This window comes from Mesorhizobium sp. CA7 (assembly GCF_020165015.1).
Taxonomy (GTDB): Bacteria; Pseudomonadota; Alphaproteobacteria; order Rhizobiales; family Rhizobiaceae; genus Mesorhizobium.
This window is the reverse complement of the sequence record NZ_JAIUHH010000014.1, coordinates 62,798-80,604: the sequence shown is the minus strand read 5'-3', so window position 1 is coordinate 80,604 and position 17,807 is coordinate 62,798. Positions and strand designations below refer to the sequence as shown.

Annotated in this window: 15 protein-coding genes; 8 read left to right on the top strand and 7 right to left on the bottom strand. The window is 65.0% G+C overall.

Annotated elements, in window-relative coordinates:
• The first annotated feature begins 21 nt into the window (after positions 1 to 21).
• Both LB552_RS21710 and LB552_RS21705 read left to right on the top strand, forming a co-directional pair.
• Positions 22 to 759, top strand: a complete 738-nt coding sequence (locus tag LB552_RS21710; protein WP_224610136.1) for a GntR family transcriptional regulator — start codon at positions 22 to 24, stop codon at positions 757 to 759.
• Between the two features lie 108 nt (positions 760 to 867).
• On the top strand, positions 868 to 2,388 hold the full coding sequence (locus LB552_RS21705; RefSeq protein WP_224610134.1) for a malonate--CoA ligase: 1,521 nt from the start codon (positions 868 to 870) through the stop codon (positions 2,386 to 2,388).
• Between the two features lie 201 nt (positions 2,389 to 2,589).
• Here LB552_RS21705 and nagA read toward each other — a convergent pair whose 3' ends face one another.
• From nagA to LB552_RS21685, 4 genes are read right to left on the bottom strand one after another with little or no spacing between them, the layout of a single operon-like run.
• Positions 2,590 to 3,750, bottom strand: coding sequence for an N-acetylglucosamine-6-phosphate deacetylase (nagA, locus tag LB552_RS21700; RefSeq protein WP_224610132.1), 1,161 nt, complete (start codon positions 3,748 to 3,750; stop codon positions 2,590 to 2,592).
• Complete coding sequence (locus tag LB552_RS21695; RefSeq protein ID WP_224610130.1) at positions 3,747 to 4,778, bottom strand: SIS domain-containing protein; 1,032 nt, start codon at positions 4,776 to 4,778, stop codon at positions 3,747 to 3,749. The genes nagA and LB552_RS21695 overlap by 4 nt, the downstream gene beginning before the upstream one ends.
• A complete protein-coding gene (locus tag LB552_RS21690) occupies positions 4,775 to 5,554 on the bottom strand; it encodes a GntR family transcriptional regulator (RefSeq protein ID WP_224531693.1) in 780 nt (259 codons plus the stop codon). Before LB552_RS21690 ends, LB552_RS21695 begins: the two co-directional genes overlap by 4 nt.
• Positions 5,551 to 6,432, bottom strand: coding sequence for an N-acetylglucosamine kinase (locus LB552_RS21685; protein WP_095768149.1), 882 nt, complete (start codon positions 6,430 to 6,432; stop codon positions 5,551 to 5,553). Before LB552_RS21685 ends, LB552_RS21690 begins: the two co-directional genes overlap by 4 nt.
• 200 nt (positions 6,433 to 6,632) lie before the next feature.
• Here LB552_RS21685 and LB552_RS21680 point away from each other — a divergent pair, with 200 nt between their 5' ends.
• The 6 genes from LB552_RS21680 (at position 6,633) to LB552_RS21655 (ending at position 13,116) form a co-directional block, all read left to right on the top strand.
• On the top strand, positions 6,633 to 7,541 hold the full coding sequence (locus tag LB552_RS21680) for an N-acetylmuramic acid 6-phosphate etherase (protein ID WP_224610128.1): 909 nt from the start codon (positions 6,633 to 6,635) through the stop codon (positions 7,539 to 7,541).
• Between the two features lie 156 nt (positions 7,542 to 7,697).
• Positions 7,698 to 8,957, top strand: a complete 1,260-nt coding sequence (locus LB552_RS21675; RefSeq protein WP_224610127.1) for an ABC transporter substrate-binding protein — start codon at positions 7,698 to 7,700, stop codon at positions 8,955 to 8,957.
• A 241-nt stretch (positions 8,958 to 9,198) separates the two neighbouring features.
• On the top strand, positions 9,199 to 10,128 hold the full coding sequence (locus tag LB552_RS21670) for a carbohydrate ABC transporter permease (protein ID WP_095768146.1): 930 nt from the start codon (positions 9,199 to 9,201) through the stop codon (positions 10,126 to 10,128).
• An 8-nt stretch (positions 10,129 to 10,136) separates the two neighbouring features.
• Positions 10,137 to 10,976, top strand: a complete 840-nt coding sequence (locus LB552_RS21665) for a carbohydrate ABC transporter permease (RefSeq protein ID WP_224610125.1) — start codon at positions 10,137 to 10,139, stop codon at positions 10,974 to 10,976.
• 64 nt (positions 10,977 to 11,040) lie between these two features.
• Positions 11,041 to 12,102 carry a Gfo/Idh/MocA family protein gene (locus LB552_RS21660; protein ID WP_224610123.1) on the top strand — a complete coding sequence of 354 codons (1,062 nt, stop codon included), beginning with the start codon at positions 11,041 to 11,043 and terminating at the stop codon, positions 12,100 to 12,102.
• A gap of 15 nt (positions 12,103 to 12,117) precedes the next feature.
• On the top strand, positions 12,118 to 13,116 hold the full coding sequence (locus tag LB552_RS21655) for an ABC transporter ATP-binding protein (protein WP_224610121.1): 999 nt from the start codon (positions 12,118 to 12,120) through the stop codon (positions 13,114 to 13,116).
• A 204-nt stretch (positions 13,117 to 13,320) separates the two neighbouring features.
• On the opposite strand, the gene LB552_RS21650 is transcribed toward LB552_RS21655, so the two are convergent.
• From LB552_RS21650 to LB552_RS21640, 3 genes are all read right to left on the bottom strand, one after another.
• Positions 13,321 to 14,166 carry a fumarylacetoacetate hydrolase family protein gene (locus LB552_RS21650; protein WP_224610120.1) on the bottom strand — a complete coding sequence of 282 codons (846 nt, stop codon included), beginning with the start codon at positions 14,164 to 14,166 and terminating at the stop codon, positions 13,321 to 13,323.
• A gap of 170 nt (positions 14,167 to 14,336) precedes the next feature.
• Entirely contained in the window at positions 14,337 to 15,068 is a 732-nt protein-coding gene (locus LB552_RS21645; protein WP_224610118.1) for an SDR family oxidoreductase, read from the bottom strand.
• A 362-nt stretch (positions 15,069 to 15,430) separates the two neighbouring features.
• Entirely contained in the window at positions 15,431 to 17,806 is a 2,376-nt protein-coding gene (locus LB552_RS21640; protein WP_224610116.1) for an aldehyde dehydrogenase family protein, read from the bottom strand.
• Position 17,807: the final 1 nt, after the last annotated feature.

The window sequence follows — 17,807 nt, the reverse complement described above, 5'->3', positions numbered from 1 at the left end:
GGCAAAGTAACAGGAGTTCGATTGACAAACGGAAGCACCGAGCCGGGCGAGAGCAAGGGAGCCAAAAGCACGCTTGCCAGTTCGGTCTACCAGCAACTGCGCGATGACCTGTTGCGCGGAGCCCTGGAGTCCGAGACGAAACTGCGTGTCGAGTGGGTCGTTTCCCGCTATGGCGCCGGCGCCTCGCCGGTGCGCGAGGCGCTCAACCGCCTGGCCGCCGAGGGCCTGCTCGGTCGTCACGACCAACGCGGCTTCTTCCTGATGCCGGTCAGCGCCGCGGAACTGGAGGAGCTGACTCGCACGCGCTGCTGGCTGGAGGAGCGGGCGCTGCGCGAATCCATTGCGCACCGCACCGCCGAATGGGAAGAGCAACTGGTGCTTGCCCTGCACCGCCTGGCGCGCGCGGAGCGCCGCCTGCCGGATGACCCGGCAACCAACAATCCGGAATGGGAAAAGCTGCACCGAGCTTTCCACCGGGCGCTGATCGCGGCCTGCCGGTCGCACTGGCTGATCGGCTTTTGCGATCAGCTTTCCGACCAGGCCTCGCGCTACCGCCTGATCGCGCAAAACGCGCCAAGCACGGGGCGCGACGATCTCGGCGAGCACCGCATCATCGCCGAACGCACGCTGGACGGCGACGCCGACGGCGCGGTCGAGGCGCTTCTCAATCACTACCGCCTCACCGCGGCGATGTGCATGGAACGCCTCGCCCAGGGTTATGATCCGAGGGCCGGCAAGTCCCAACGCGGCCGTAAATAGCGGATCGAAAAATCAACGCAGTTTTTGCTCCGGGCGCCAAATCTGGTATTCGCTCAGGCGAGCGCAAGGCATGCGCCATTCGGCCTTCGTCCGCCTTGAGGACATCTCATGACCAATCATCTCTTCAGCGCTTTCCGTTCCCGCATGCCGGCGCCCGGCCGGCTGCTGATGGAGACGGATGACGGCCGTTCGATCACCTATGGCGACATGCTGGCGAAGTCGGCGCAGCTGGCGCATGCCCTCGCGCAGACCGGCGTCGAGCCCGGCGACCGGGTCGCGGTCCAGGTCGAGAAGAGCCCGGAGGCGATGCTGCTCTATCTCGCCTCGTTACGCACCGGCGCGGTCTTCCTGCCGCTCAACACCGCCTACACGCTGCCCGAGCTCGACTATTTCTTCCGTGATGCCGAGCCGAAACTGATCGTTTGCGATCCGGACCGCCTTGCCGGCGTCGAACCGCTTGCCGTGGCGGTCGGCGCCACGGTGCTCACGCTCGGCCGCTACGGCCAGGGAACGCTGGCCAGCCAGGCTTCGCGGCAAGCGACGGATTTCAGCGATGTCGCGCGCGGGCCGAACGATCTTGCCGCGATCCTCTACACCTCCGGCACCACCGGCCGTTCCAAGGGCGCGATGCTCAGCCACGAGAATCTCGCCTCAAACGCCCGCGTGCTGGTGGAGCAATGGCGCTTCGGCGCCGACGACGTGCTGATCCACGCGCTGCCTATCTTCCACACACACGGCCTGTTCGTCGCCACCAACGTCGTCTTGATGGCCGGCGCGACAATGTTCTTCGAGCAGAAATTCGATCCCGCGCGCATTCTGTCGCTGATGCCGCGCGCGACGGCTTTGATGGGCGTGCCGACCTTCTATGTGCGGCTGTTGCAGCAGGACGGCCTGACACGCGAGGCGGCGAAGACGATGCGCGTCTTCATCTCCGGCTCGGCGCCGCTGCTCGCCGAGACGCACAAGGCCTGGCGCGAGCGCACCGGCCACGCCATCCTCGAGCGCTACGGCATGACCGAGACCAACATGAACACGTCCAACCCCTATGACGGCGAGCGGCGCCCGGGCACGGTCGGTTTCCCCTTGCCCGGAGTCTCGCTGCGCATCACCGATCCCGAGACGGCCAAGCCGCTGGCCCAGGGCGAGATCGGCATGATCGAGGTCAAGGGGCCGAACGTCTTTGCCGGCTATTGGCGCATGCCCGACAAGACCAAGGCCGAATTCCGCGACGACGGCTTCTTCATCACCGGCGACCTCGGCCTGATCGATGCCGACGGCTATGTCCACATCGTCGGGCGCGGCAAGGACCTGATCATCTCGGGCGGCTACAATGTCTATCCGAAGGAGATCGAGAGCGAGATCGACGCGCTGGACGACGTCAGCGAAAGCGCGGTGATCGGGGTCACGCATCCGGATTTCGGCGAAGGCGTCACGGCGGTCGTGGTGCGCAAGCCGGGCTCGGCGATCAGCGCCGCCGACATTGCCAGCGCCATAGCCGGACGGCTGGCGAAATACAAGCATCCGAAGCAGGTGATCTTCGTCGACGAACTGCCGCGCAACACGATGGGCAAGGTGCAGAAGAACGTGCTGCGCGAGACGTATAAGGATATCTACTCCAAAGCCGGCTAACTATCGGGGTTAGCCGAGACGCCCGTAGCGTTCGTCATCCTAGGGCGAGCAAGGAGCGAAGCGACGCGCGCAGACCCTAGGATCCATTCCGTGACGCTAAGGCGTTGCAACAGTTACAGAATTCTGCACCGTTGCGCCCTGCGGCAGAGGTCACGGAATGGATCCTCGGGTCAAGCCCGAGGATGACGAAACCGCGAAGGCCTACGCTCCAAACACCTTCCTGCCGCCGATCCAGACGTTGCTGACATCCAGGTCCTCCGACAGGCGGACAATGTCGGCGGCGGTGCCGTTGGCGAAGCGGCCGAGGCGGTGGGCCTGGCCGATCGCCTCGGCCGGATAGAGCGAGGCCATGCGCAGAGCCTCGTCGAGATCGAGCCCGACGACGCGATGGACGTAGCGCACGGCGGAAATCATGTCGAGATCGGCGCCGGCCAGCGTGCCGTCGGCAAGCCGTAGGCTCCCGTCCTTGCGGTAGATGGTGCGGCCGTTGAGCGTGAACGATGTCATGTCGGTGCCGATCGTCGCCATGGCATCGGTGACCAGCACGATCTTGCCAGGCCCCTGCTTGCCGCGCAGCGCAAGCATCATCGTCGCCGGATGGACATGGATGCCGTCGGCGATGATCCCAGCATACAGGCCGCCGGTGTCGATCGCCGCACCGGCCAGGCCCGGCTCGCGGTTGCCGATCTGGCTCATGGCGTTGAAAAGGTGCGTTACTACGCTGGCGCCGGCTTCGGCGAAGGCGGTGGCCGTCGCGTAATTGGTGTCGCTATGGCCGAGGCTGACGACGACGCCGGCCTTGGCCAGCGCCGCTACACGGGCCGGCTCGACCGATTCCGGCGCGATCGTGGTGAGCAGCACCGGCAGGTCCCGCCGCGCGGCAATCAATGCCGCCTGATCGGCGTCGGTCATCGGCCGAATCAGCGCCGGATCGTGCGCGCCCTTGCGGGCTACCGAGAGATGCGGCCCTTCCAGATGCAGGCCGAGGAAGCCTGGCGCCTTTTCCCGGGCGGCCTCGGCGCCGGCGGCGATGGCGGCGGCGGTGATCGCCGGCGTGTCGGTGATCAGCGTCACCAGCAGCGCGGTGGTGCCGAAGGGCGCGTGCGCCCGGCAGATGGTCTCGATCGAGGCGACGTCGGGATCATCGTTGAGCATGACGCTGCCGCCGCCATTGACTTGGATGTCGACGAAACCGGGCACAAGCAGGCCGCCGCCGGTCTCGACCGTCGAAACGCCGGACGGAATCGCCCCGGCTGGCAGGATGGCCTCGACCACGTCGCCCTTGACGACGAGAGCCGCGTTGTCGTGCCAGTCGGCGCCGTCGAAGATGCGGGCGCCGGTGAGTGCGAAACGGTCGCTCATACGGTTTCCGTCACCTTGCGCAGGTTGCGCGGCGCATCGGGGTCGAGGCCGCGATGGCGCGCGAAGGCCTCGACGAAGCCGTAGAAGGACACGATCAGCGGCAGCGGATCGGTCAGCGGATGGCCGGTGGCGACATGGGGAAGAAGCCGCGCGGCCTTCGCCTTGTCGGAGGTGATGAAGGCGGCGGCGCCCTTGGCCGTCAGGCCGTCGGCAGCCTCGGCGACCGAGGGTTCGGACGCGTCGCGGGCAGCAAGCGCCAGGACCGGAAAACCCGGACCGACCAGCGCCAGCGGCCCATGCATGACCTCGGCGGCGCTGTAGGCCTCGGCATGCATGGCGCAGGTTTCCTTGAATTTCAGCGCCGCCTCGCTGGCGATCGCGAAGGACGGGCCGCGGCCGAGGATGAACAGCGATTGCGGGTTTTCCAAAGCGCCGGCGAGCGCCATCCAGTCGCAGGCGATCGCCTTCTCGAAATGGCCGGGAAGGCCGGCGAGCGCCTTGATCAATGCTTGGTCATCCGTGGCATGCGCCATCAGCGCAAGGCCGGCGACGGCCGAATTGACGAAGGTCTTGGTGGCCGCGACGCTACGCTCAGGTCCGGCCAGGATATCGATGGCATAGTCGGAGGCCCGCGCCAGCGGCGAGTCCGCCGTGTTGGTGATGGCGACGGTGAGCGCGCCGCCGGCCCTTGCCGTTTCGGCCATGGCAACGATGTCGGGGCTCTTGCCCGACTGCGAGATCGCCAGGCAGGCCGAGCCTCGGAGCCTCAACCTGGCGCCATAGATCGACGCGATCGACGGCCCAACGGAGGCGACTGCCAGGCCTGCCGTCAGCTCGACGGCATATTTCATGAAGGTCGCGGCATGGTCGGACGAGCCGCGCGCCACGGTGACGACGAAATGCGGATCCCGCTCGCGAAGGCCGCGACCGGCCTCGGCCAACATGGCGGACGAGCCGTCGAGAAGGCGCGCGGCCGCTTCTGGGATCTCGTTGATCTCGCGCCGCATATGGGTGGTGCTGGCATTCATGGCCGGAGCTCCTCTCCCGGCCCGGTCAGCCGGAGTTCCGCGACGAAATCATAGGCGTCGCCCCTGTAGACCGAGCGGGTGAACTCGATCACCTTGCCGCTCGCCAGATAGGAAATGCGCTCGATCTGCAGTCCGGCAACCCCCGGAGGCACTTCCAAGAGGCGCGCATCGGCGTCGCCGAGATTGGTGGCGGAGATGCGCTGCACGGCACGTACCGGGCGATTGCCGGTCGTTTCCAGCGCCGCATAGAGCGAGGAGCCGATCGCTTCGGGATCGGGCAGGACGCTGGCCGAGAGCGCCGCGCGCTCGATCGCCAGCGGCGTGTCGTTGGCGATGCGCAGGCGCGCGACGCGCGCCACCAGCTCGGTCGAGGAGAGGCCCAGCACCATCATCTCGTCCGGCGACGGCGCATAGAGGCCGCGGTCGAGCCAGACCGAGCGCACATTCATGCCGCGGCGCGCCATGTCCTCGGTGAAGGAGGTGAGCCGCGACAGCGACTGCTCGACACGCTCCATGCGCGGCGCGACGAAGGTGCCCGAGCCGTGGCGCTGAACGAGGATGCCGCCCTTGACCAGGTCCTGCACCGCCTTGCGCACGGTGACGCGCGAGATGTCGGCCTTGCTGGCGATGTCGCGCTCGGAGGGCAACGCGTCGCCCGGACCGATCAGGCCGCGATTGACCGCTTCCTCGATGCTGCGCCTGAGCTGCAAATAGAGCGGCGCGCCGCTCTGCGAGGATTCTTTCAGCATGGAGAAGATCTGGTCGGCGGCGCTCATCGGGCGGCCTCCGGACCCTTGGCAAAGATGCGCACGGCCATCTGCACGGCGCCGCCCAGCGCATCGTCGAGCGGGGCTTTGAGCAGCGCCTGATAGCGTGCCGAAAGGCGCGGCGCGTAAAGAGGCGCCAAGCCGCCGAGCAGGCAGAGCGGAGCATGGTCGGCAAGCTCGAGCGCGTTGAGCGAGGCCTCGACATCGGCGACCGCCTTGCCGAGGATGAAATTGGCGACGAGGTCGCCCTTTTCTGCATGCTCGAAAACCTTTGGCGCGAAGCCGCCGAAATCGCCCGGCTTGGCGTTGGTGGTGAATTCGACCACGTCTTCGGGATTGTTGCGGAAGACAGCGAGCATGGCGTCGGTCAAGGGCGAGCCCGGACGGATGCCGTCATAGGCAAGCAGCGTCTGTTCCAGCAGGTCGCGGCCGATGCGGGCGCCGCTGCCCTGGTCGCCGACCTGGAAACCCCAGCCGCCGATGGCGCGCGACTTGCCGTCCTTACGCGCCATATAGGCGGTGCCGGTGCCCAGAATGGCCATGGCGCCGTCACCGGAGCCGACCGCGCCCTCTAGCGCGATCTCGGCGTCGGTTTCGACACGACTCCGGCTGAAGGGCAGGATCGCCTCGAGCTGCTGCCGGTAGGTGCCGACATTGGCGCCGGCGAGACCGAGAATGGCCGGCGTTTGGGGAATCAGTTCCGGATCCGCCCCGGCGGCCAGAAAAGCCTGCCTGGCCGCCTCGACAATGTTGGTACGGGCGCCAGTGAGGTCGGTGCGGATGTTGGCGGCGCCGCTCTTGGCGCGGCCGACAACGGCGCCGCCGACGGTCGCAAGGGCCGCCCTGCAGCTGGTGCCGCCGCCATCGATGCCAAGCACGAATTTCACGCGATTTCTCCTCGGAGCCGGATAATACCAATAAAATACCAATAGCCAAGAGTTAATTTCTGTTCAAAAAAGATTAAGGCGCATTTTGTTGAAAAATCACGTTAATTTGCCGACAAGGGAGGTCCGCCGCCTGAAATTCATTAATGCGTGTGGACAAGTGGTATTTTTTTGGTATTGTTCGCTCAATCGGAGGAAAATGCATGGCCGAGACGCGCACCGAAGCGCTCCACCAGAATGCCGAGGGGCTGGATGTCCAGGCCCCCGAAACCATTCTGGCGTTCCTGGCCAGCGCCCAGATCGAGGCCGGCAAGGCCGTGCATGGCGCCATTCCGGCGATTGCCGTTGCCGCCGAACTCATCGCGAAGCAATTGAAGAGCGGCGGCAAGCTTGCCTATGCGGCGGCTGGCAGCTCCGGCTTGATGGCGCTGGCCGACGCGCTGGAACTGCCCGGCACCTTCGGCATTGCGCGCGACCGCATCGCCATCCTCATCGCCGGCGGCGACGACGCCTTCCGCACGCTGGCAGGCGGGCCGGAGGACGACACCGGGGAAGCGTCGGCGGCGGTTGCCGCGGCCGCCATCGGCAAGGGCGACTGCCTGATCGCCATCTCGGCCAGCGGCTCGACCCCTTATGCGGTCCAGGCGCTCCAGGACGCGCGGCGCCGGGGCGCCGCCACCATCGCGATTGCCAACAACCGGGGCGCCGTCCTGTTCGAGCAGGCCGACGTCGCCGTCCTGCTCGAAACGCCGCCTGAGCTGATCGCCGGCTCGACGCGCATGGGCGCGGGCACGGCGCAGAAGATCGCGCTCAACATGCTTTCGACGCTCACCGCCATCCATCTCGGCCATGTCCATGACGGCTACATGGTCAACCTCACCGCCGACAACATCAAGCTGCGCGACCGCGCCGTGCGCATGGTCGCCGCCATCAGCGGCAAGAGCCGCGACGACGCCGCCCGCCTGCTCGAGGAAAGCGGCGGCGGCGTCAAGACCGCCATTCTGCTCGCCGCGGGCGCCGCCAGCGCCGACGCGGCCGAGAAGATACTGGAAGGAACCGGCCAGAAGCTCAGGCCGGCGCTTTCCGCGCTGGGGCATGATTCCGAAAAGTGAAACCCGCTTTTCGGAAAAGATCATGCCCTAACAAAGAGGTAGGGCCCTTTTCATCCCGATTTCCATCGGGGTGAAACGGGCTTGCGAGGGGAGCAAGGGGCGCTGAGCCTCTGTTCTCAAAACCGAACCTGAAAAAGGTCAACAGGGAGACTGAAGATGAAGACCAAACTACTGACGGCCCTTCTGCTCGGCACAAGCATCCTCGGCACGACCGGGATGGCGCTGGCCGAGGACGTGACGCTCAACATCGAAAGCTGGCGCGGCGACGACCTGACCATCTGGAAGGACAAGCTGATCCCGGCTTTCGAAGCCAAGAACCCCGGCATCAAGGTGGTGTTCGCGCCTTCGGCGCCGACCGAATACGACGCGGCCCTCGGCGCCAAGCTCGCTGCCGGCTCGGCGGGCGACCTGATCACCTGCCGCCCCTTCGACAAGTCGCTGGAGCTGTTCAAGAAGGGGAACCTCGCCGACCTGAGCTCGCTGCCTGGCATGGAGAACTTCTCGCCCGTCGCCAAGGCCGCCTGGCAGACCGACGACGGCAAGTCGAGCTTCTGCGTGCCGATGGCCTCAGTCATCCACGGCTTCATCTACAACAAGGATGCCTTCGACAAGCTCGGCATCAAGGTGCCGCAGACCCGCGACGAGTTCTTCGCCGCGCTCGACAAGATCAAGGCCGACGGCACCTACATTCCGATGGCGATGGGCACCAAGGACCTCTGGGAAGCCGCGACCATGGGCTACCAGAATATCGGCCCGAACTACTGGAAGGGCGAGGAAGGCCGCCAGGCGCTGATCAAGGGCGAGCAGAAGCTCACCGATCCGCAGTGGGTCGAGCCCTTCAAGGAATTGGCCAAGTGGAAGCCGTATCTCGGCGACGGCTTCGAGGCGCAGACCTATCCGGACAGCCAGAACTTGTTCACGCTCGGCCGCGCCGCCATCTACCCGGCCGGCTCGTGGGAAATCGGCCTGTTCAACACCCAGGCGCAGTTCAAGATGGGCGCCTTCCCGCCGCCGGTCGAGAAGGCCGGCGACACCTGCTACATCTCCGACCACACCGACATCGGCATGGGCCTGAATGCGGCATCGAAGCATGCGGAAGAGGCCAAGAAGTTCCTGTCCTGGGTCGCCTCGCCGGATTTCGCCACCATCTACGCCAACGCGCTGCCCGGCTTCTTCAGCCTGAACTCCTCGCCGGTGAAGATGGAAGACCCGCTGGCGCAGGAGTTCGTCTCCTGGCGCGGCAAGTGCAAGTCGACGATCCGCTCGACCTACCAGATCCTGTCGCGCGGCACGCCGAACCTCGAGAACGAGACCTGGGTTGAATCGGCCAATGTGATCAACGGCACCGATACGCCGGAAGCCGCGGCCAAGAAGCTGCAGGACGGCCTCGACAGCTGGTACAAGCCGGCGAAGTAAGAGCATCGATTGCGATGCCGGCCGGGCTCGGGCCCGGCCGGCATCAAACAGTTCCCGATAGCGATTGTCGGCGCAGCCTCCCGGTCTTACCCTCGCCGTGCGGGGAAGACGGAGCCGATCTGTCGCTGGCCTTGTCTTTCTCCTCAAGGGGACAGCCAAGCCGTGCATCGAGGCATCAGCTAGCATCAACCGACCTGGAACCCAGAGACGGCGGGGAACCGAACTCATGGCTACCGAACTCATGGCTGCAGAAACGCGACCGAAAAGAGCGATCCGCTGGCATGTCGGCGTCTTCCTGGCGCCGGCAGTGCTGGTCTACACCGCATTCATGATCCTGCCGCTGTTCGGCACGCTGCAGCTTTCGCTGTTCCGCAACATCGAGCAGTCCCAGGTCTTTGTCGGACTGGGCAATTTCCGCACGCTGTTCGGCGATCCGAACTGGTCGGTGAATTTCTGGAACGCGCTGAGGAACAATGTCTGGTTCTTCATCATCCACATGCTGGTGCAGAACCCGATCGGTGTGCTTCTGGCGGCGCTTCTTTCCAGCCCTCGGCTGCGCTTCACCGCCTTCTACCGCACGGCGATCTTCGTGCCGACGATCCTGTCCTTCGTCATCGTCGGCTTCGCCTGGAAGCTGATCCTGTCGCCGATCTGGGGCGTGGCGCCGCATCTGATGGATTTCGTCGGATTGAAGAGCTTTTTCACGCCGTGGCTCGGCAAGGAGCAATATGCGCTCACCGCGCTCAGCCTGGTCTCGGTCTGGCAGTTCGTCGGCATCCCGATGATGCTGATCTATGCAGCGCTGCTGTCGATCCCCGACGAGGTGATCGAGGCGGCCGAATGCGACGGCGTCACCGGCATGGCGCAGTTCTGGAAGATCAAGCTGCCGCTGATCCTGCCCTCGATCGGCATCATCTCGATTCTGACCTTCGTCGGCAATTTCAACGCTTTCGACCTGATCTACACGGCGCAAGGGGCGCTGGCCGGGCCGAACTATTCGACCGACATCCTCGGCACCTTCCTCTACCGCGCCTTCTTCGGCTTCCAGCTGCAGGTCGGCGATCCCAACATGGGCGCGACCATCGCCACGATCATGTTCCTGATCATCCTCGCCGGCGTCTGCGTCTATCTGTTCCTCGTGCAGACGCGCCTGCGTCGCTACCAGTTCTGAGGCGCACCATGAGCACAGCCACACGTTCGCTTCCCCGCGCCATCGGCGCGCATGCGATCCTCCTGACCTACACGGCGATCGCGCTGTTTCCGGTGATCCTGGTGGTGATGAATTCGTTCAAGTCGCGCGCGGGCATCTTCGGCGCGCCGCTGACGCCGCCGACACCGAAGACCTTCGACCTGATCGGCTACACCACCGTGTTCGGCCAGGGCGACTTCATCCACTATTTCCAGAACAGCCTCGTCGTCACCGTCGCCTCGCTGTTCTTCGTGCTTCTGTTCGGCGCGATGGCCGCCTTCGCGCTGTCGGAATACCGCTTCCGCGGCAACACGATGATGGGGCTCTACCTCGCGCTCGGCATCATGATCCCGATCCGCCTCGGCACCGTCGCCATCCTGCAATTGATGGTGGCGACCGGACTGGTCAACACGCTGACGGCGCTGATCCTGGTCTATACCGCGCAAGGCCTACCGCTGGCGATCTTCATCCTTTCGGAATTCATGAAGCAGGTGTCCAGCGACCTGAAGAATGCAGGCCGCATAGACGGGCTGTCGGAATACACGATCTTCTTCCGGCTGGTGCTGCCGCTGGTGCGTCCGTCCATGGCGACCGTCGCCGTCTTCACCATGATCCCGATCTGGAACGATCTGTGGTTCCCGCTGATCCTGGCGCCTTCGGAGGAGACCAAGACGGTGACGCTCGGCGCGCAGCTCTTCCTCGGCCAGTTCGTCACCAACTGGAACGCGATCCTGGCGGCGCTGTCGCTGGCGATCCTGCCGGTGCTGATCCTCTATGTCATCTTCTCGCGGCAGCTGATCCGGGGCATCACGTCGGGAGCGGTGAAGTGAGCCGCAATAGCCAACTTTTGATAGGGCTGCGCTTCACCCTCTCAGGAAAAAATGGAGCAGTCAGGTGAGCGATAAAACCTCTCTTCGCGTAGTCGTCGCCGGCCTCGGCAATATGGGCCGCAGCCATGCGCTTGCCTACCACAGCAATCCAGGCTTCGAGATCGCCGCACTCGTCAACCGTTCCGACGTGCCGCTGCCGGACGGGCTCGCCGGCTACGGCATAAGGCGCTCCTTTGACGACGCGCTGCGGGACGAGAAGCCGGATGTCGCGGCGGTCGCCACCTATTCCGACAGCCATGCCGACTATGCGGTGCGGGCCCTAGAGGCCGGCTGCCATGTCTTCGTCGAGAAGCCGCTGGCGACCACGGTTGCCGACGCAAAGCGAGTCGTCGATGCCGCGAAGGCCAACGGCAAGAAACTGGTGATCGGCTATATCCTGCGTCACCATCCGTCCTGGGTGCGGCTGATCGCCGAGGCGCGCAAGCTCGGCGGCCCATATGTCTTCCGCATGAACCTCAACCAGCAATCCTCCGGCCACACCTGGGAGACGCACAAGCAGCTGATGCAGACGACGTCGCCGATCGTCGATTGCGGCGTGCATTATCTCGACGTGATGCTGCAGATCACCGACTCGAGACCCGTCGAAGTACGCGGCATGGGGGTGCGGCTGAGCGACGAGGTGGCGCCCTCGATGTACAATTACGGGCACCTGCAGGTGCTGTTCGAGGACGGCTCGGTCGGCTGGTACGAGGCCGGCTGGGGGCCGATGATCTCGGAAACGGCCTTCTTCGTGAAGGACGTCATGTCGCCGAAGGGCTGCGTCTCGATTGTGATGAAGGAGGGCGTCAGGTCCGACGACATCGACACCCATACCAAGACCTCGACGATTAGGCTGCATAGCGCGGCGACTGGGCCGGACGGCAAATTCGCCCGGGAGGACCAACTGCTGTCGATGGAAGGCGAACCGGGCCACCAGGAGCTTTGCGACCTCGAACAGGCCTTCCTGCTCAAGGCCATCCGCGAAAACATCGACCTCACCCGCCACATGGACGCTGCCGTGAAATCGCTCGCCGTCTGCCTTGCCGCCGACGAGAGCGTGCGCAGCGGCAACGCCGTGAAACTCTAGAACAGGGACGACGCCGTGGGTTCGCTGAAGATCGAGAATGTGAAGAAGGCTTTCGGGCCGGTCGAGGTGCTGAAGGGCATCAACCTCGAAGTGACGGACGGCGAGTTCGTCGTCTTCGTCGGCCCGTCCGGCTGCGGAAAATCGACGCTGCTGCGCGTCATCGCCGGCCTGGAAGATTCGACCTCCGGCCGCGTGCTGATCGACGGCACGGACGTTTCCGTCACGCCGCCGGCCAAACGCGGCATCGCCATGGTGTTCCAGACCTACGCGCTCTACCCGCACCTGACGGTGAAGAACAATATGGCGCTGGGCCTGAAGCAGGCCGGCACGCCGGCGGCCGAGATCGAGCGGCGCATCAAGATCGCTTCCGCCATGCTGTCGCTGGAGCCCTATCTCGAGCGCCGGCCGGCGGAGCTGTCGGGCGGCCAGCGCCAGCGCGTCGCCATCGGCCGCGCCGTGGTGCGCGAACCGAAACTGTTCCTCTTCGACGAACCGCTGTCGAACCTCGATGCGGCGCTGCGCGTCAACACCAGGCTTGAGATCGCGCAGCTGCACCGGCGGCTGAAGGCGACGATGATCTACGTCACCCACGACCAGGTCGAAGCGATGACGCTGGCCGACAAGATCGTGGTGCTCAACTCCGGACGCATCGAGCAGATCGGCAACCCGATGGAGCTCTACAATTCGCCGGCCAACGAATTCGTCGCCGGCTTCATCGGCTCGCCGAAGATGAATTTCATCGACGGCGCCAAGCTGGGCGAGACGGCCAAGACCATAGGCGTGCGGCCGGAACATGTCACCGTCGACGCGACGTCGGGCGCCTGGAAAGGCACGGTCGTGCATGCCGAGCATCTCGGCGCCGACACCAATCTTTATCTCGACTGCGAGAAGGCCGGGCTGATCACCGTGCGCATCTTCGGCGTCTACAACGCCGAGCCTGGCGCGACGCTCTACGCGACCCCGGATGCGGCGAAGACGTATCGGTTTGGGGCGGATGGGAAGGTGCTGAAGTAGCGCCGGCGCTCTCTTCTCCCCTTGTGGGAGAAGGTGGCCGCGAAGCGGCCGGATGAGGGGTGTTGGAAGGATCTCGTCACGGCAGAATGAAGCGTGGGATATCTTCAATCTTCAAGGCGGCACTCCGCTGGAGCACCCCTCATCCGTCTCGGCGCTGCGCGCCGATCCACCTTCTCCCACAAGGGGAGAAGGTGAGGTCTGCGCTTACTCGTCCGCCTTGAACGTCTGCTTCTGCTGGCCCAATCCCTCGATGCCGAGCTCGACGACGTCGCCGGGCTTCAGGAACACCTGCGGCTTCATGCCGAGGCCGACGCCGGGCGGGGTGCCGGTCGAGATGATGTCGCCGGGATGCAGCGACATGAATTGGCTGAGATAGGCGACCAGATATTTCACGCCAAAGACCATTGTCCTGGTCGAGCCGTTCTGCATCGTCTTGCCGTTGACGGTCAGCCACATCTTGAGGTTCTGCGGGTCGGCGACCTCGTCTTTGGTGACCAGCCATGGCCCGGTCGGGCCGAAGGTGTCGCACGACTTACCCTTGGTCCACTGGCCCTGGCGCTCGGCCTGGAAGGCGCGCTCGGAGACGTCATGCGCGACGCAATAGCCGGCAACATAATCCAGCGCGTCGTCCTCCGAGACATACTTCGCCGTCTTGCCGATGATCACGCCGAGCTCGACTTCCCAGTCGGTCTTGACCGAGCCGCGCGGGATCAGCACGTCGTCATCGGGCCCGACGATCGCCGAGCTTGCCTTCATGAAGATGATCGGCTCCGGCGGCACGGTGGCGCCGGTCTCGGCGGCGTGATCGGAATAGTTCAGGCCGATGCAGATGAACTTGCCGGTGCCGGCGACGCAGGCGCCCAGGCGCGGCTTGCCGGGAACCACCGGTAGCGACTTCGGATCGAGCTTCGAAAGCATCTCCAGCGAGGCCGGATGGAGCGCCGTGCCGGCGATGTCGGCGACATGAGCCGAAAGGTCGCGGATCGTCCCATCCGCATCGAGCAGGCCGGGCTTTTCGCAGCCAGCTTCGCCATAGCGCAACAACTTCATCTCAACGTTCTCCACCTTGCGGCCAAGGGCCGGTTTTGCAAATTCCCATCGAAGCCAGCGGACCGTAGTTGCCGACCCCGTCCACGGCAAGCACGCCTCGCTGCTATGCCGACCAAATCGTCGAGATTTTCAGACGTTTCGATCCGACCGCCCGATATCCGAGCCTCTCGTCAGATCGACCAGCCGCCATCGATATTATAGGCCTGCCCCGACGTGTAGGTTGCGCCGGCAAGATAGACGGCGAGATCGGCGATCTCCTCCGGCGTGCCAAGCCTGCCCATGGGCTGGCGGGCGATGAAGGCGGCGCGCGCTGCCTCATAGTCGCCCTGGGCATGCATGCGGTCCTGAAGCGACGGGCTTTCGACCGTGCCCGGGCAGATCGCGTTGCAGCGAATGCCCTTGGCGACATAATCGGCCGCGACCGCTTTGGTCAGGCCGACCACGGCCGCCTTGGTCAGGCCGTAGACGAAGCGGTTCGGCACGCCCTTTTGCGAGCTTGCCAGCGAGGCCATGTTGATGATCGAGCCGTCGCCGCGCTCCAGCATGCCCGGCAGCACGGCGCGGATGGTGCGGATCATCGAACGGACATTGAGGTTGAGCGCGAAGTCGAGATCCTCGTCCTTCATCTCGAGGATGGAGCCGCCATGGACGAAACCGGCGCAGTTGAACAGCACGTCGACCCGGCCGATCTCGGCGAAGGCGGAGGCGACGGCCGCATCGTTCAGCACATCGAGCTTGCGGGTCTTGACACTGGCAGTCTTGCCCAGCTCGGCCAGCAGCAGCTCGTTGATATCGGTGGCGTGAACGGTCGCGCCCGTCTTGGCGAAAGCCAGCGCGCTCGCCCGGCCGATGCCTTGCGCCGCGGCCGTGACAACAACGACCTTGCCTGCAAGATCCGCCATGCTGTTCTCCTCACGCTTTGGACTTAAAGCGTGTCGCGTTGAAACGAATTCATGCAACGCGCTTTAAGTATTTGTTTTGATGCATGTCGTTCTCCCAAAACCGCTGCGCACTTTTGGGCGACATGCATTGAGCCGGATGGCCGGCGGCCGGCCAGAATCCTTGCCGACCCGCGCCCTCCGCCGCGGACAAGATGTTTTTTCTCGTTAAAGAACACCCATCCGGGCGTCAAGCCCGAACGCGATCACCTTCGCGGCAGCTGCTTTAATGCATATAGTCTGTCGCGGCGCAAGGACTTGTACGACAACCGGGCAACAAGTTCCGCTGCCCTGGACCATTCGGGCACGCCGCGCTTCGTAAGCGATCAATCGCCGTAAGGCACCCAGACATTCTTGACCTCGATGGCGCGGCGCAGGATGGCCTCGCCGGCCGCCTCGCCCGAGGCCCAGTCGAGGCTACGACCATTGCCGGTCCAGACGCGCTTGAGGTTGCCGATGGAGTAGGCCTCCGCCTTGGCGCAGGTGTCGGCATCGGCGAAGACCCAGAGCCCGTCGACGTCGTCATGCTTGGCCAGCACGCCGGCAAGCTCGGCGCTGCGGCCGGTGACGATGTTGATCGCGCCGGCCGGAATGTCGGAATATTCGATCACCTGGTAGAGGTCGGTGGCCAGCAGCGGGTGGCGCTCCGACGGGACGGCAACAACCGTGTTGCCCATGGCGAGCGCCGGCGCGACCAGCGAGATGAAGCCCAAAAGCGGCTGGTTGTCCGGCGCGACGATACCGACGACGCCGACGGGCTCATGCAGCGCAAGTGTCACGACACGGGCCGGCGGCTGGTGCACGCGGCCTTCGAACTTGTCGGTGAGGCCAGCATAAAGGAACAACCGCTCGATCGACTGCTCGACCTCTTCGCGCGCGGCCTTGGCGCCGACGCCGGTGAGTTGGACAAGGCGCGCGGCGAACTCGTCGGCGCGGCCCGACAGGTTCTCGGCGAAGTAATAAAGCACCTGGCTGCGGTTGAAGGCCGTCGCCTCCGGCCAGGCCTTGCAGCCACGCGCGGCTGCGACGGCGTCGCGGATATCCTTGCGGTTGCCGAGACCGACTTCGCCTGCCAGCTTGCCCTTGGCGCTGGCAATGGCGATCGAGTAATTGCCGTCCGGACGCACCTGCTTGCCGCCGATGAACAGTTTTGCCGTGCGGTCGATGGCCAAGCCGTCGGCCTGCTCGACCGGCTGGGCCGAGCCGGCCGCGGCCGGCTTGATGGCGGGGCCGACCGGCAGCTTGGCGGCGAGATATTCGAACATGCCTTCGCGGCCGCCTTCACGGCCAAAGCCGCTTTCGCGATAGCCGCCGAAGCCGCAGGCGGCGTCAAACATGTTGGTGCCGTTGACCCAAACCACGCCCGCCTTCAATTGCGGCGCGACATGCAAGGCAAGGTTGATGTTCTCACTCCAAACGGACGCGGCAAGGCCGTAGCGCGTGTTATTGGCAAGCTCGATCGCTTCCTCGGTGTTGCGGAAACTCATCGTCGCCAGAACCGGGCCGAAGACCTCTTCCTGCGCCAGAATATTAGCCGGCGAAACACCCGTCGCCAGCGTCGGCAAGTGATAATAGCCGGAGGATGGCAAAGCGGCGTCCGGCTGCCAGCAGACGGCGCCTTGTTTCGCGCCCTCCGCGATCAGGCCCTTGACGCGGTCGAGCTGCGTACGATCGACCAGCGGGCCGATATCGGTGTTCTTGTCGAGCGGGCTGCCGACGCGCAGCCGGCTCATCCTGACCTTGATCTTGGCGATGAAGGCTTCCGCAACGCCTTCCTGCACCAGCAGACGCGAGCCGGCGCAGCAGACCTGGCCCTGGTTGAACCAGATGCCGTCGACCAGACCTTCGACGGCGCTGTCGAGATCGGCATCCTCGAAGACGATGAAGGCCGACTTGCCGCCGAGCTCCAGCGAAAGCTTCTTGCCCGAGCCGGCGGTGGCCTTGCGGATGATCTTGCCGACTTCCGAAGAGCCGGTGAAGGCGATCTTCTGGACGCCGGGATGATTGACGATGGCCGCACCGGCCTCCGGTCCGCCCTGGACGATGTTGACGACGCCCTTCGGCACGCCGGCCCGCTCGCAGATCTCGGCGAACAATATGGCGGTGAGCGGCGTGAATTCGGCCGGCTTCAGCACCACCGTGCAGCCTGCGGCCAGAGCCGGCGCAATCTTCCAGGCCAGCATCAGCAGCGGGAAATTCCACGGGATGACCTGGCCGACGACGCCGACCGGCTTGTGATCGGGAAAATCCTTCTCGAGCGTCTGCGCCCAGCCGGCATGATGGATGAAATGGCGGATCGCCAGCGGCACATCGATGTCGCGGCTCTCGCGGATCGGCTTGCCGTTGTCGATCGATTCCAGCACCGCGAACAGGCGCTGGTGGCGCTGCATGGCGCGGCCGATGGCATAGAGCACTTTCGCGCGGGCGTAGCCCGAGAATGCCGACCATTTTGGCAGCGCCTTTGCTGCCGCCGCGACCGCCGCGTCGATATCGGCGGCGCCGGCATCCGAGATCTCGGCCAGAAGCTTGCCGGAAGACGGCTCGCTGGTGTCGAAAGTCTTGCCGCTTGCCGCCGGCTTCCAGCCGCCGCCGATGAACAGCGCCTTGGAGAAATCGCGTGCGGCGAGCCAGGCATCCGCCTCATTGCGGGCCTCCGGCGCCGGGCCGTATTCCATGGCGTGATAGCGTTCGAGGATGTTCATG

Coding starts and splice junctions, on each gene's coding strand:
- LB552_RS21670 (WP_095768146.1), top strand. CDS start 9,199: ATGGCTGCAGAAACGCGACCGAAAAGAGCGATCCGCTGGCATGTCGGC.
- LB552_RS21695 (WP_224610130.1), bottom strand. CDS start 4,778: ATGAATGCCAGCACCACCCATATGCGGCGCGAGATCAACGAGATCCCA.
- LB552_RS21665 (WP_224610125.1), top strand. CDS start 10,137: ATGAGCACAGCCACACGTTCGCTTCCCCGCGCCATCGGCGCGCATGCG.
- LB552_RS21640 (WP_224610116.1), bottom strand. CDS start 17,806: ATGAACATCCTCGAACGCTATCACGCCATGGAATACGGCCCGGCGCCG.
- LB552_RS21645 (WP_224610118.1), bottom strand. CDS start 15,068: ATGGCGGATCTTGCAGGCAAGGTCGTTGTTGTCACGGCCGCGGCGCAA.
- LB552_RS21675 (WP_224610127.1), top strand. CDS start 7,698: ATGAAGACCAAACTACTGACGGCCCTTCTGCTCGGCACAAGCATCCTC.
- LB552_RS21705 (WP_224610134.1), top strand. CDS start 868: ATGACCAATCATCTCTTCAGCGCTTTCCGTTCCCGCATGCCGGCGCCC.
- LB552_RS21690 (WP_224531693.1), bottom strand. CDS start 5,554: ATGAGCGCCGCCGACCAGATCTTCTCCATGCTGAAAGAATCCTCGCAG.
- LB552_RS21680 (WP_224610128.1), top strand. CDS start 6,633: ATGGCCGAGACGCGCACCGAAGCGCTCCACCAGAATGCCGAGGGGCTG.
- LB552_RS21650 (WP_224610120.1), bottom strand. CDS start 14,166: ATGAAGTTGTTGCGCTATGGCGAAGCTGGCTGCGAAAAGCCCGGCCTG.
- nagA (WP_224610132.1), bottom strand. CDS start 3,750: ATGAGCGACCGTTTCGCACTCACCGGCGCCCGCATCTTCGACGGCGCC.